Origin of the sequence: Nocardia sp. NPDC023852, from assembly GCF_040639505.1 — a bacterium.
Lineage (GTDB): Bacteria > Actinomycetota > Actinomycetes > Mycobacteriales > Mycobacteriaceae > Nocardia.
Map to the genome: position 1 here is coordinate 56218 of NZ_JBFAAB010000004.1, position 13597 is coordinate 69814.

At 66.4% G+C, this 13597-nt stretch carries 11 protein-coding genes; 5 read left to right on the forward strand and 6 right to left on the reverse strand.

Going from position 1 to position 13597, the window contains the following annotated elements; genetic code table 11:
- Positions 1-148 precede the first annotated feature (148 nt).
- Positions 149-1627 (forward strand): benzaldehyde dehydrogenase, encoded by a 1479-nt coding sequence (locus AB0H00_RS09755; RefSeq protein WP_357263642.1) that lies wholly within the window; start codon positions 149-151, stop codon positions 1625-1627.
- A gap of 26 nt (positions 1628-1653) precedes the next feature.
- Here AB0H00_RS09755 and AB0H00_RS09760 read toward each other — a convergent pair whose 3' ends face one another.
- From AB0H00_RS09760 to AB0H00_RS09770, 3 genes are all read right to left on the reverse strand, one after another.
- Complete coding sequence (locus AB0H00_RS09760) at positions 1654-3018, reverse strand: flavin monoamine oxidase family protein (protein ID WP_357263645.1); 1365 nt, start codon at positions 3016-3018, stop codon at positions 1654-1656.
- Positions 3019-3215: 197 nt separating this feature from the next.
- On the reverse strand, positions 3216-4826 hold the full coding sequence (locus AB0H00_RS09765) for a carboxylesterase family protein (protein ID WP_357263648.1): 1611 nt from the start codon (positions 4824-4826) through the stop codon (positions 3216-3218).
- Between the two features lie 482 nt (positions 4827-5308).
- Entirely contained in the window at positions 5309-5947 is a 639-nt protein-coding gene (locus AB0H00_RS09770; RefSeq protein ID WP_357263651.1) for a helix-turn-helix domain-containing protein, read from the reverse strand.
- A 106-nt stretch (positions 5948-6053) separates the two neighbouring features.
- Here AB0H00_RS09770 and AB0H00_RS09775 point away from each other — a divergent pair, with 106 nt between their 5' ends.
- On the forward strand, positions 6054-6746 hold the full coding sequence (locus AB0H00_RS09775) for a methyltransferase domain-containing protein (protein WP_357263654.1): 693 nt from the start codon (positions 6054-6056) through the stop codon (positions 6744-6746).
- 149 nt (positions 6747-6895) lie between these two features.
- Here AB0H00_RS09775 and AB0H00_RS09780 read toward each other — a convergent pair whose 3' ends face one another.
- The 3 genes from AB0H00_RS09780 to AB0H00_RS09790 all read right to left on the reverse strand — a co-directional run bounded on the left by AB0H00_RS09780 (position 6896) and on the right by AB0H00_RS09790 (position 10246).
- Positions 6896-7786, reverse strand: coding sequence for a manganese catalase family protein (locus tag AB0H00_RS09780; protein ID WP_357263657.1), 891 nt, complete (start codon positions 7784-7786; stop codon positions 6896-6898).
- A 281-nt stretch (positions 7787-8067) separates the two neighbouring features.
- Positions 8068-9021, reverse strand: coding sequence for an alpha/beta hydrolase family protein (locus AB0H00_RS09785; protein ID WP_357263660.1), 954 nt, complete (start codon positions 9019-9021; stop codon positions 8068-8070).
- Positions 9022-9202: 181 nt separating this feature from the next.
- Positions 9203-10246, reverse strand: a complete 1044-nt coding sequence (locus AB0H00_RS09790) for a WYL domain-containing protein (protein ID WP_357263663.1) — start codon at positions 10244-10246, stop codon at positions 9203-9205.
- Between the two features lie 97 nt (positions 10247-10343).
- Between AB0H00_RS09790 and AB0H00_RS09795 the strand changes: the two genes are divergently transcribed.
- The 3 genes from AB0H00_RS09795 (at position 10344) to AB0H00_RS09805 (ending at position 13581) form a co-directional block, all read left to right on the forward strand.
- On the forward strand, positions 10344-11588 hold the full coding sequence (locus AB0H00_RS09795; RefSeq protein WP_357263665.1) for an FAD-dependent monooxygenase: 1245 nt from the start codon (positions 10344-10346) through the stop codon (positions 11586-11588).
- A 207-nt stretch (positions 11589-11795) separates the two neighbouring features.
- Positions 11796-12380, forward strand: a complete 585-nt coding sequence (locus AB0H00_RS09800) for a TetR/AcrR family transcriptional regulator (RefSeq protein WP_357263668.1) — start codon at positions 11796-11798, stop codon at positions 12378-12380.
- Positions 12373-13581, forward strand: coding sequence for an FAD-dependent oxidoreductase (locus AB0H00_RS09805; protein ID WP_357263671.1), 1209 nt, complete (start codon positions 12373-12375; stop codon positions 13579-13581). Before AB0H00_RS09800 ends, AB0H00_RS09805 begins: the two co-directional genes overlap by 8 nt.
- The last annotated feature ends 16 nt before the right edge of the window (positions 13582-13597 follow it).

Genomic DNA, 13597 nt, shown 5'->3' on the forward strand with positions numbered 1-13597 from the left:
GTGAAGAGTCGCCGCTGCCGCCCTCTTCCTGCTCGGTGACGAAGCGTCTCTCATCGCCGGCGTCGAACTCGCAGTCGACGGCGGATACACCGCTGGTGCCACATTCGCCGCCGCGTGAGCCGGCGACAACAACAGAGAAAGGGAGCTCATGGCACGGCCGGAGCACGCTGGATTGCTTGACGAACTGTTGTGGGAGGGGCGAATCCTGCTCGACGACTGGGTGCGGGGACGAGGCGGGTCGGCACCTGTCATCGAACCGGCCACCGGTTCCACGCTCGGCCGAATCGGCCAGGCGACGGCCGAGGACGTCCGCACGGCCGCCGAGACTGCCGTGCGCGCACAGCGTGACTGGGCTGAGCGGCCATATCAGGAGCGCGCAGCGATTTTGCGCCGAGCCGGGAATCTGTGCCAGCGGCATGCGGACGAAATCTCGCAATGGCTGATCCGGGAATCCGGTTCGGTACCGGCCAAGGCCGAGTTGGAGATCGCGCTGGCGGCGCAGGAGTGTTATGAGGCCGCCGCACTGGCCGCCGCCCCGTATGGCGAGGTGTTACGTAGCCAGCAGCCGCGGTTGAGCTTCTCCCGCCGGATTCCCGTGGGAGTCGTCGGGGTGATCGCCCCCTACAACTTCCCCGTCGTGCTTTCGGTCCGCGCAGTCGCGCCCGCACTCGCGTTGGGCAACGCCGTCATCCTCAAACCTGACCGGCGGACCGCGGTGTCCGGCGGTGTGACGATCGGCCGGGTCTTCGCCGAGGCCGGTGTGCCGCCCGGCCTGCTCAGCGTGTTGCCAGGCGGTGCCGACACGGGCGCCGCGCTGGTCGCCGATCCGGACGTCGCGGTGATCGCCTTCACCGGCTCCACCCGGGGCGGTCGCGAGGTGGCCATCGCGGCGGCGCGCCAGCTCAAACGCACCCACCTGGAACTCGGCGGGAACTCCGCGTTGATAGTGCTCGACGACGCGGACATCGAAGCCGCGTCCGCAGCGGGCGCATTCGGCTCCTGGTTCCACGCCGGGCAGATCTGCATGGCGGCCAGTCGCCACCTGGTGCACGCCTCGGTCAGCGACGAGTATGTGGCGAGGTTGGCAGCCCGCGCGGAGAAACTCATTGTCGGCGACCCGGCCGCCGGGCCGGTCCACCTCGGACCCCTCATCGACGCGACGCAACGCGACACCGTGCACCGCATCGTCACCGACACTGTGGCAGCAGGTGCCGGGCTCGTCACCGGGGGCGTCCACAACGGCCTGTTCTACCGACCGACCGTGCTCGCCGACGTGCCACCCGATTCCCCAGCCGCCACGACAGAAATCTTCGGACCGGTCGCCCCGGTGCTCACCTTCTCCACGGTGGACGAAGCGGTGGAACTGGCCGGTGACACCAGCTACGGGCTCTCGCTGGGCGTGCTCACTCGTGACGTCATGCGTGGACTCGCGCTGAGCGACCGGATCCCCGCTGGCCTGGTGCACATCAACGATCAGACGATCAATGACGAAGCCGTCGCTCCGTTCGGCGGCGTCGGTGATTCGGGCACAGGCTCTCGGCATGGTGGCACCCAGGCGAATCTCGACGCGTTCACCGAACTGAGGTGGACGACCGTGCGAGCCGACCCGCCGCACTATTTCTTGTGAGCCGAATAAAGACCTGCTCGGATACCTCAGGCCACGGTCGCGGTTTCGTGTTCCATCACTTCGCGCGCCGCCCGTTCACCCGAGCGAATGGCTCCATCGATCCAACCGCACATAAGAGCAGAGCTCTCGGTTCCGGCCCAGTGGATCCGGCCGCAAGGTTCGCGCAGGGCATGGCCGAACTCGGTCAGCACACCGGTTGGCGCGTGACTGAGCATTCCGCCGCCGGAGTAACGCTCGACACTCCAGTTCTGCTCGAGGTAGTCGACTGGGGAGCCGGCCTTGCTGCCGAACCGCTCGACGAGTTCACCGAGGATCGCCTTCCTCCGCTCGGCCTCATCGAGTCGTCCGATCTCCCGTGCGATGGGCCCCTCGGTGATGACGCACATGACCCCGGGTCGCCCGGTATCCGTGCAGGCGTCGATGGTGATGGTCGCGGGAGATCCTGGTGCGGCCGACTGTCCCGACAACCCGTCGTTACGCCAGAAAGGCTCGTCGTACACGGCGGCGATTTTGAAGATCGAGCCGCTCGGCATCCGCTGATGCAGGAACGACCGATCGACCGGCAGCATCGGCTCGTACCGAATCTGGCCGGCGATCGCCAAGGGAACCGCCACGATCACTCGGCGTGCGCGCACGGTCATCCTGTCGGAGCGTACCGTCACCCCGTCGGCGTCCTGATCGATGTGCCGGACAGGCTGCGACAGGTGGATCGAGTCGCCGATCCGGGCCGCCATCGGCCGGTAGATGGCCCCCATGCCCCCGACTGGTCGAGCATCCTGGGCCGCGTCCTTGACGCCCAGGACGAAGCCCGGCCCGCCCCCCGACGCCATCTGATACAGCACAAAGAGCAATGACACCTCCGAGGCGGCCGAGGTGTAACAGCCCGCGATGGCGGTCTCGACGAGATCGTGGGCGGGCTTGGACAGGACGTTGCTATCCAGCCACTGCGCCAGGGTGATCCGGTCCCACTTGTCGGCATTCTTCGCTGCCCACGGCGCTTCGAGAGGAATCGACTTGCACATCTGTCCCAGCTCGAGAAACACCGCACCGAGGTTCATCGCCGCCCAGGGGCTCATCGTCCACGGGATCGTGCCCGTGTAGCGGTGCTGCTTCCCGTCGACCACCATCATGGCCGCCCCGTCGGTGTACTGCTTGTAACTCGGTACCCCGAACTCGGTCATCAATGCGTAAATCCGGTCCTGCCCCGGCCCTATCCAGGCGCCACCGCGGTCGATCCAGGAGCCGTCCTCGCGCATTTCGGTGAACGTGCGCCCGCCGAGCCGGTCGCGAGCTTCCAGCACTGCCACCGATCGGCCCGCCTGTTCCAGGCGCAGGGCGGCAGTCAATCCCGCGAATCCCGCACCCACCACACAGTAATCGACGTCTGTCATGGAGTGCCGCCCTCGAGTTGAAGTTCTGTGCAAGGCCGCCGGGCGGTCGGACGCGCTACTGACCGCACCCCTCGACACAACGGGTGCGAAATCGCCTTCGAGCAGGCCTACTCACCGAATATTCAGCAAGTCTATAGCAAACTATGGGGTCGGGTCCGCGGATCCGGGGCGAGGCATCGGTTCGGTGAAATGCCGAGTCAGCGTGGGCGTTCGGACCAGAATCCGCAGTTGTGCCTGGCGTTGAAGTCGTGGGACATGGTGCTGCCGGTTGCCCGCATGGTCAGTACCGGCCCGTCGGGGCTCTGCCCGGCCGTTTCCGGCCAAGCCGACCATGGGGGTGAGTCGGGGCCGTTCGGGTTCCCGGTGTGGGCGAAGGTGGTCCACCATCGCTGCATTTGTCGGGAGAAGGCATCGGACGGTCCGGTCCATGGGATCGGTACGCTCATCAGGCTGCTGAACAGGTAGGGCAGTTCGGCGGCGTGGAAGGCGCCGGGCATCACCAGGTTGGCTTCGCCGAGTGGTGCTTGGTCGAATTCGTACTGCCACAAGGGATGTCCGGTGTCGCGGGCGGCGCGGCTGACGAACCGCTCGGGGCATGCGAAGAAGCCGTCGGTGATAACCGCGGATTGAGCGGCTGCGGGTGAGGGATATCGGTCGAGCGGATAGCGGGCGAGAACCCGATCGGCGTAGATGCCGAAGTATTGGTGGATGTAGCGTTCGTAGCTCGAGGCCTCCGGGATGTGACCGAGGGCGTAGTCGGATTCGGCGATGAACAGTGCGCCTTCATTGCTGTTGCTTCCGACGATGAGGGGCGTTTTTCGATCGGCTCCCCGGGCAAGTGCGGCGTCGAGTGTCTGGGTGACGACGACGCCGTCGATGCTAGGCGCCCACATCTGGGGGAATCCGTCGAATTGGGCTATCGGTGACTCCAAAAGTTTCGCGGCGGGTACGGCGCGCAGGCATGCCAATTGGGTCGCGGGATCGCCGCACCCGACGCTTTCGGCGTAGTGCTGTGAGTGGGCGATGGCGTCGTCGCGGTTGCCAGGCGCGAAAGGCGACTGTGCGCAGGATCCGCTTTGGATGATGGCTTTGTCGAAAAGACCATCGGAGGCGGGTGCGGCGAAGTGTGTGCAGACACTTCCGGCGCCGGCCGATTCACCGAAGATCGTGACGTTGGCTGGATCGCCACCGAACGCTCGGGCGTTGTCGCGCACCCAGCGCAAGGCGGCTTGTTGATCCTGAATGCCGACCGTTCCGGTGGCGCCACCGGACTCGGCGGCCAGCCCGGGTAGGGACATGAATCCGAAAGGTCCGAGACGGTAGTTGGGAACGGCCACGATGACATTGCCTTCGGCGACCATCCGGGCGGGCGCGTCGTATTGGCTGTTGGAGCCGTTGGTGTAGCCGCCGCCGTAGAAGAACACCATGACCGGCAGGTTTCTGTCGTGCGCGCCGCCGGGCACGTAGAGGTCGATGGACAGGCAGTCTTCGCTGGTGGGGCCGATGGGTTGGATACCGGGCAGGAACCCGGTCTGTGGGCACTGCGGTCCGTGACCGAGGGCTTGCCGGACGCCGGGCCACGGTGGTGCGGGCTGTGGGGGGCGGAATCGCGCTTCGCCACCGGTGTGTGCGGCAAACGGGATTCCCAGATATTTGGTGATTCCGTCGGCGGCGAAGCCGGAGATCACGCCGCCGGTCACGACCACGTCGGGTGGGGTCGCCGCGACCGCGGGCGCCGGACCACTCGCGAACGCGAGACTGGTTGCCGCTGCCACGTTGACAGCGGATCGCAGGATCGAATGAATCATTGCTGCCCAATACCTTCGATGTTGTCGCTGCGGTCGGCGGCGATAGGTTTCCGGCGTCGGGGCGCCGCGGTAGCGGGCGTTGATCGGCTGGGTGGTGCCGCTCTGTGGCCACCGCGCACGCACGTCAACACCGTGGACTATCGGCTCAAACGTCTGGGCGACGCACCGGTCTCGACCCGTCTGAACCCACTGGGCAGTGGTACAGCGACCCGCCCTCATCGGCCCGCGGTTACCAGCAGCCCATGCTCGAAGTACGGCCTGACCGACAGCGCACCGACCAGCCAGACCAGCGACATCGCATTTCGGACAGACGTTACAGCGGTCCCCGGCGCATCGACGTGCACAGTGCGGAGAATGGTAGGACGGCGTGGCGAAAACGGCCTTCGCAGGTAGATCCGCGGCGGCACGGGCGCCGCGCGGGTGCCGCCGCCGAAAGTCCTGCCGATGTCGTCGGACCAGCACACCGACACACTGGGCGGAGGTCAGTCTCGGGAAGGAGGCGCGCCGTGCGCGGTCTGGGGCCTCGGAACTGAGTTGTCAGCCGATGTCCGTGCGATGGCAACTCGGGGTACGTGTCGTGCCAGACCGGCCGTGCAGAGCGATTCGAACCGGCGCCATGCCGTCGCGGGCAGGGTGGGGTCGGTCTGGTCGATGACCGAGCCGAGTAGTCCGATCAGCCCCCAGGACAGGAAGGTTATGCTGCCGGCCAACTCGTCGGCGGGCATGTCCAGCCGACGGTCCAGGTGCTCGTGCAGGATGTCCGCGACGGTCTGCTGATAGCTCCGCAGCACGACAGCGCTGCTCTTCGGGCCGATCAAGGCCTGGTAGACATCGGGATAGGCGGCGGCCAAGCCGATCATGACCCGCACAGGCGCCCAGGGGGCGTCGCGGGCGGTGCGCGTCCGAGCGATCTCGCGGCGCAGGAATTCGGTGCAGCTGCTGATCAGTAGGTCGTCCTTGTCGCGGTAGTGGGCGTAGAAGGTCGAGCGACCGACGTCGGCGCGGTCGATGATGTCGCTGACGGTCACGCGTTCGTACCCGCGCTCGATCATCAGCTCGATCAGAGCCCGGTGCAGCGCCTCCCGGGTCCGCCGCACCCTGCGGTCAGTGGTCGTGGCCATAGTGGTCTCTCGTCGCATGGACAGTTTCGGCAGATCCGTCCGGAAACGAACGGATTCCGCCCCTCTGATTCTGGTCGCCGCCGCGTACGCGGCAGACGATGAACGCATGTCCCGTAATGAACAAGTGCTCACCCCCATGTTCGTCGACGACGCCGACACCGGCCTCGTCATCGCCGGCCTGCGGCGCTACAACCTGTTTACCGCCGCGTTCTTTCTCGGGCGCCACGCCCGGCTCATCGCCGAACTCGCACGCGTCAGCGGCGCCCGCGCGGGTAATGATGCGCTCGACATTGGTTGCGGCCCAGGCAAACTCGTTCGCGCACTCGGCGCACTCGTCGGCCCGGAGGGCACCGCGGTCGGCGTCGACCCCTCTGCTTCGGCCGTCGACTACAACCGGCGGCACGACCACTTTCCGAATCACCGGTACCAGCAGGCCACAGCGCAGGGCCTGACGCTGCCCGACGCCTCGTTCGACGTCGTCACCTGCACCTTCGTCATGCACCACGTACCAGAACAGCACCGCTGCGCCGCCATCGAGGAGATGTGGAGGGTGCTGCGCCCGGGTGGACGACTACTGCTCGCCGACGCCGACCCATCCGACCGGATGCGGTCGGCGCTGACCCGAATCAGGCGACTCACTCGCCGGGGCGAGGAACCGGTCGATCCTTTCGCCGGCGTCGATATCCGCCGCTACGCGGAGACTGTGCGCGCGGTCGGGTTCGACGAGCCTGAGTTCGTGCGGAGCAGGTACTCGACGGGAATTCTTCTTGCGGTGAAGCCCGCGAACTCGGCCGTCTGAACAGCCGGTCATCTCGGACGTCTCCGTCGCCCTGCCCGAGAGCGTGGCCGGTGCGCAGATCGGGGATGACGAGACTCCCGCCGCAACGAACAGCGGCGGGAGCCGAAACGCCCTAATAGCGGCGTGGACCTTGTCCACCACCGCTCAGATCAACTCGGGACATGCTGCTCGTGCGTGAACGGCTTCGAGCCTTGTACGGCGGGCTTGCCCTCCGGGTTGGTCTCCGCGCCTTTGTTCTCACGCTGGCTGGTGCCGAGCCACTCGCTGGCTGGATTGTCGACATACCGCCATTCCACCCCAGCGGACCATGGGCCTTGGCCCTCGTTCCATGGTCCGCGAGCACTCTCGTGACCGTCGGACATGTTGAAAGCGACGTTTTGGAAGCGATCGTCGCCGGGCAGTGCTCCGGGAGGAAAGTTGACCGGCAGTTCGTTGAGTGCCGCGGTGAACTGTTGGAAATGCGCGACCTCGCGAGACATCAAGAACGACAACGTATCCTGCACGCCCGGGTCGTCGGTGAACTGCTTGAGGTACTCGTAGACGATCTTGGCGCGCGATTCGGCAGCGAGATTGCTGCGCAAGTCCACCGACGGCTCACCGTTGGAGTTGACATAGGAGCCCTGCCAGGGCACGCCGGCGGAATTCACCACGTCGGGGCCGCCGCCACTCAACGCGAAGAACAGGGGATTGGCGGCTACCTGGTGGATCGCGTGTTCGCGTCCGTCCGAGGTGGCGACCACGGGCATCCAGTCGCAGCGCTCGTTCGCCTGCTTCAGGTCGTCATTGAGCCCGTCCAACAGCATGGTGATCATGGATCCGACGATCTCGAGGTGGCTGAACTCCTCGGTGGCGATGTCCATGAACAGGTCATACATCTTCGGATGCTTTCGGCGCAGAACGAACGCTTGGCTGAAGTACTGCATCGCGGCCTTCAGTTCTCCGTTCGCACCGCCGAACTGTTCCTGCAGTAGCGTCGCGAAGCGGGGATCCGGTTGGCTTACGCGTACCTCGAACTGGAGATCTTTGTTATGTGTGAACATTGCTCTCCTGTCTGGTTCGGTCGGACAAACCGATGTGCTGCGCCTACCCGGCGACAACCGTGGGAAACCAGCCGGTGAAAACCGCGACGGGAACGAGATCGGTCACCAGCGGTTCGTGGTCGCGTCCGACGAGGAGCATCCCAGCGAGTCGGCCGTCGGATCGGCCGAGTTCGGAGGCTTTCTGCGGGCGGCGAGCCGCCCGATCGTGTGCGGGTACCTCGAGGGTCGAAAGCCGACAGCTGATCCGGGGATATTCCAGACACCGAGGGGTATCCGGTGCTTCACACACCGAGCGCGCTGGCCAGGTGCGGCCAGGAATCGTGTAGGTCGGTTTCGAACTGCCCCCAGGTATGTGCGCCTTCCGGCCGGTTGACATGGATTACGGGCAGCCCGAGCTCGGTGAGCCTGCTTGCGAAGGCGCCGGTGCACGAGCTCGCGATCGCTTCGATCGGTGGGAAAGGTAGTCCGCCTCGGTCGATCGCGCCCGGAGTGCCGGAAGCCGCTGAGAGGTAGACGGTTTTCCCGGCGAGTGCGGTCGCGTTGGCGAACGCGTCGTGCGCCTGCCAGATCGCTGCGCCGGGCTCGCCCCACATATTCGCCGGGTTGGCTCCGCCGCGTATCACCTGGGCGCTGACCATGGCCACACCAACGGGGTCCGATGCCCAGGGACATCCGCTGTAGGCGGCTACGGCGTCGTATACGTCGGGCGCCTGGATGGCGAGGTCGACCGCGGAGGCCGCGCTCATGGACACTCCTGCGATGGCGTTGCGTCCGGTGGTGCCGAGGTGCGTGTCGAGGGCTGCCGGGAGTTCCTGCGTGAGAAAGGTTTGCCATCGATTGCGGCCGACGGCGGGGTCGTCGGCGAGCCAGTCGGTATACAGGCTGTAGGCGCCCCCGATCGGCATCACCACGTTGACATGTTTGTCGGCGAAGAATTCCCGGACGTCCGTGTCGTCCCACCAAGAAATCCCATCCACACCGCCACCGATTCCGGTGAGCAGATACAGCGTGGGTGCCCGGCCACCGCCCGCGGCCCGAATCACCTTGTTGGGCACCACCCGATCCATCGAGGGCGAGTAGACATCCATCCGCGATACGGAGCCGCCCAAGGGCGCCTCCTCGACCACTTGCGGCCCCACCGGGTCGGCCGCGGCAGGGGCGGCGGGCAGTCCGAGTACCGCTACAGAGGCCATGAGCACGCTGACGAACGCGGCCGAATACTTTGAAGCACTCACGATTCCGTTGTACCCGGCGACGATCACATCCACGCCGTATTTCGAAAAACACTGCGGCAGAGGCTGACCCGAAATTCCCTTGGGGGAGTGCGGGTCTGGCGACACCACGGCCATCAAGGGCTGCAGGGTCGGGTAGCCGTAGTGTCGCGGCGGTCCACCGGGCTCTCCGGCGGTTCGTCTTTCAGAAAGGATCGTTGATGAGATCGGTTGTCGAGTCGGACTTGTCAGAGGTGGTGCTCGCTATGGTCTTCCACCGCTTCATGAGGCGGCGGCAGGCTTCGACCAACTCAGGTGGTTCCACGTCGGTGAGGTCGGTGTCGAAGGTGGCGAGAATTCCCGCGACGCCGGCCCAGGACCAGGCTCCGATGGTGAGGCGACAGTGCTGGGGGTCGAGGTGCTCGACGACTGATCCGCCGGGCGCCCAGCGGGCCACCGTCTCGGCCGCCAGGTGCAGGCGTGCGGTTCCTGTGCATTGCCACGTGGCGAGGCTGTCGCCTCGGTCGTGGCTGGTCATGACGAAGTGGGCGACGTCGCTGCCTGGGAAGTCTCTGGGGGTGAACGGGGTGCCTGGTGGCGTGTGGAGGTGGAGCCGGTCGACGCGGTGCACGCGCCAGGTGCTGGCCGCGAGGTCGTAGGCGACCAGGTACCACCGTCCGGCCCAGACGACCAGGTGGTGGGGCTCGATGCGGCGTGGAGGGGTGAAATCGGCATCGCGGGGTTCGGGGCGCGTGCCGTCGGCACGCAGCGATTCGACGATGAGCACGTGGTGGTGGCGTACTGCGCTGCCCACGACCTTCAGCGCATCCGAGGCGATGGGTGGCGCCGGGAACTCCCAGTAGTTCTGCAGCCTGGTCAGCTGCAGCGACTCCATGGTCGCCCGCAGCCGGGCCGGCATCACCTGCTCGAGGGTGTCCAGTGCCCGTGCGGCGTCCAACCCCAGGCCGAAGACAGTGCCGGGGGCGGTCTGCAGAGCGACCGCGACGGCCAGAGCCTGCTCGTCGTCGAACAGCAGCGGCCGCAGCGCGTGGCCAGCGCCCAGTTCATAGCCACCGGCCGGCCCGTGGATGGTCGTGACCGGGTAGTCGAGCAACCGCAGTGTTTCGATATCGCGCCGGACGGTGCGTTCGCTGACGTCGAGCCTGGCGGCGAGTTCGCTCAGCGACCAGCGTCGGCGTGCGGCAAGCAGCGACAGCAATCGCAGCGCCCGTCGTGAGGTATCGGCCACCCTCACATGATGACCGGTTATGGCCACTCGATGTCCACTACCGATGGCAATGTCACCCCGAAGGTTGTCCGACATCAGTAAGAGGAGCCGAAACAGGATGCGCATCATCATCGTCGGAGGCGGGATCGGTGGCTTGGCGTTGGCCGCCGGCCTGCGCCGTCATGGGTTCGACGTAGCGGTCTTCGACCGCGACACCGACGTGGCAGCGACTGGGGGCTACCACATCACACTCGATCGTCGGGCGCAGTCGGCACTGCGGGAGCTCGTCGCGCCGGAGATCTTCGAACGGCTGCTGGCGTCGGCATCAGCGCTGCGTCTGCGAGCCAGGGACGCGTTCTGGGACCGGCGCGGCCGACTGCTGGGCCACGGGCCGCACCTCGGCGACAACCCGAGCGTGGACATCGACCGCGTCACCCTGCGGACCCTTCTGGCTGAGGCGGTCGGCGACGATCTCCATCTCGGCCGAGCCGTCACCGAGATCGGCCGCGCCCAGGACGGGACACCGCTGGTGATATTCGCCGACGACTCATCTGTTCAGTGTGATGTGCTGGTGGGTGCGGACGGCACACACTCGCTGGTAGCCCGTCATCTGGCCGGCGGCCCCAACAACGAGCCCGCTGGCATCATCGGCTTTTCCGGGAGGACCTCCGTCAACGACCTCAGCCCGGTGGAGCGACAACGGCTCGGACCGCGATCGGGGCTGGCGATCGGCCCTCGGGGCGCGGCACTCTACGTCGGCTTCCTCGACCCGGTGGGTAACGCTGTACTCGACGCACCCGATCTCCGGGCGGCGGTCACGAACGGCCCCACCTACATCTGGGGAGCCATGTTTCCCGAGTCCGCCGATACCGACTCGATGCGTGACACCCGGGGTGCCGCGCTACAGACCGCGCTGCTGGCCAGGTTCCGCCGGCAGGGATGGAGTGAACGCCCACTCGAGGTGATCGCCCGTGCCGATCCGGACAGTGTGGCCGCGTTCCGGTTCAATGCGGCCTCGTCCCGGGTACAAGACCTCGCCCCGTGGCCGGCCGGACCTATCACCGCGCTCGGTGACGCCGTCCACGCGACCCCGCCGACCGCCGGTATGGGAGCTGGGGCAGCCATCCGCGATGCCGCAAGCCTGGTGGAGCATCTGCGTGAGGTCGCCGCCGGCACCACCGCCCTCACCGTGGCCATCAGCCAGTTCGAGGCGGATATGCGCCTCCGCGGCAGCGAAGTCCTGACCATGGCCATGAAGACCGTCCGATGGATACTGGCCACCGACACCCGGCTCGGAGCAGCCGCCACGGCCGCAGTCTGCCCCATTCTGGCTGCCGCCGAGCGCCTCAGGTACCAGCGCTGACACCCTCGAGCCGACCTCGATGGCGGCGAAGAAGTTCCAGGAGCCGGACCTGGATGGCACCCTCGCGCGCATAGAGCAGGTCGCGCTCGAGCGCGTGCAGGGCCTCGCCCTCGTGGAGCCGAGTACTACGGGGACCGCGGGTTGCCTGTCGGGGCGATCGGCCTTATGGTCATTCATTGAATGAACGTTTAGTCAATTGGGGTGAAAATGGCAACGAGACGCGAGCAGGCCGAGCGGCGGCGGGAGGATCTGATGGACACCGCGTTGGCGGTATTCGCCGACAAAGGGGTGGATGGGGCCTCGATCAAGGACATCGCGGCCCGGGCGGGAATCACGCCCGGGCTTGTGTACCACTACTTCGAGTCGAAGACCGATCTGATCACCACAGTGCTGCGTGAGCGCGGTTTCGTCCCGCGGTTGCGCGAGCTGCTCGCGGGAACCGCCGATCAGCCTGCCGCTGAGGTGCTTCGGCGGGTCGTCGCGGGATTCCAGCAGGTTCTCGCGGAGAACGCGCAGCTGGTGGATCTGTTCTTCACGGCGAGCCGTGCGCATGACGAACTCCGCACCGCCATGAACGATTTCGTCCGGGAGGGACAGTCGATGCTGACCGACTACCTTCGATCCAGAGTCGAAGCGGGGGAGTTGCGGCCGCACGACTGCGGCGCGGCGGCGAACGCGTTGTTCGCGGCGGTGGCGGTCGGCGCGCGGAGCGCATCGGCGACCGATGTCGACGAGCTCGTCGACATCGTCTTGTTCGGGGTTGTCGCGCAAGGGGCCGAGCTCAATGGGTGAGGACATGACGACGTGCTGTGTGGTGGGCGGTGGGCCCGCAGGAATGATGCTGGGACTACTGCTCGCGAGGCAGGGCGTACGGATCACCGTGCTGGAGAAGCACGCCGACTTCCTGCGCGACTTCCGGGGCGACACCATACATCCGTCGACGCAAGAGCTGATCAATGAGCTGGGTTGGCTCGAGGAATTCCACCGCCTCCCGCATTCCAGGATGGATCAGGTCACCGCGTCGGTCGGCCACGACGTGGTCAGCATCGCGGATTTCCGCCGACTGAAGGTGAGCAGCCCGTACATCGCTTTCCTGCCGCAGTGGGATTTCCTCGATTTTCTCTCCGCGAAAGCCACGTCCTACGAAACGTTCCGGCTTGTTCGCCGCGCCGAGGTCACCGGTCTGATCATCGAGAACGATCGAGTGCGCGGAGTCCGCGCCGATACTCCCGAAGGGCCGCTCACGATCAGAGCCGATCTGGTGGTCGGTGCGGACGGCAGGCACTCGGCCGTGCGGCAGTCGAGCGGGCTGCGGCTCGCGACGAGCTCCCCACCCATGGATGTGCTGTGGTTCCGGCTTTCCCGCTCACCGAGTGACCGGGTGGAGTTCTTCCAGAGCGGCAAGGGGGCGATGGTTGCCATCGACCGCGGGGACTACTGGCAGATCGCCTACACCATTCCGGCCGGAGCGTACGCGGCGCTGCGCGAACGCGGAATTGCCGAACTGCACCGCAGGATCGTCGCGCTGGCACCCGCTCTAAGCGACCGGATGCACGAGCTGACCGAATGGAACGATGTACATGAACTCTCCGTTCGGGTCGACAGATTGACGACCTGGTACCGCGACGGTCTGCTGTGTATCGGCGACGCCGCACATGCCATGTCACCCGCGGGCGGCGTCGGCATCAACCTCGCCATCCAGGACGCCGTCGCGGCCGCGAATCTTCTCGGTCCACCACTGCTGGCAGGCGGTGTGACGACCCGCCATCTTCGCGCCGTCCAGGCGCGCCGCGAACTACCGGTCAAACTGACCCAGGCATTCCAGGTGGCAATTCTTCGCGACCTCTACCCGAAACGCCTCGACGACGATATGCCGCCGCGCATGCCGTGGATCTTCCGCGTATTCAACGCACTGCCGCCTCTGCGCCACGCCATGGGCCGATTCATCGGACTGGGCATCCGCCCGGAGCACATCGGCGCCGAAGGCAGGTGATGGGCGCCGGGATGCC

Excerpts from the sequence above, each read along its gene's own strand:
- AB0H00_RS09755 (WP_357263642.1), top strand. The coding sequence starts at position 149 with ATGGCACGGCCGGAGCACGCTGGATTGCTTGACGAACTGTTGTGGGAG.
- AB0H00_RS09760 (WP_357263645.1), bottom strand. The coding sequence starts at position 3,018 with ATGACAGACGTCGATTACTGTGTGGTGGGTGCGGGATTCGCGGGATTG.
- AB0H00_RS09765 (WP_357263648.1), bottom strand. The coding sequence starts at position 4,826 with ATGATTCATTCGATCCTGCGATCCGCTGTCAACGTGGCAGCGGCAACC.
- AB0H00_RS09770 (WP_357263651.1), bottom strand. The coding sequence starts at position 5,947 with ATGGCCACGACCACTGACCGCAGGGTGCGGCGGACCCGGGAGGCGCTG.
- AB0H00_RS09775 (WP_357263654.1), top strand. The coding sequence starts at position 6,054 with ATGTCCCGTAATGAACAAGTGCTCACCCCCATGTTCGTCGACGACGCC.
- AB0H00_RS09780 (WP_357263657.1), bottom strand. The coding sequence starts at position 7,786 with ATGTTCACACATAACAAAGATCTCCAGTTCGAGGTACGCGTAAGCCAA.
- AB0H00_RS09795 (WP_357263665.1), top strand. The coding sequence starts at position 10,344 with ATGCGCATCATCATCGTCGGAGGCGGGATCGGTGGCTTGGCGTTGGCC.
- AB0H00_RS09800 (WP_357263668.1), top strand. The coding sequence starts at position 11,796 with ATGGCAACGAGACGCGAGCAGGCCGAGCGGCGGCGGGAGGATCTGATG.
- AB0H00_RS09805 (WP_357263671.1), top strand. The coding sequence starts at position 12,373 with ATGGGTGAGGACATGACGACGTGCTGTGTGGTGGGCGGTGGGCCCGCA.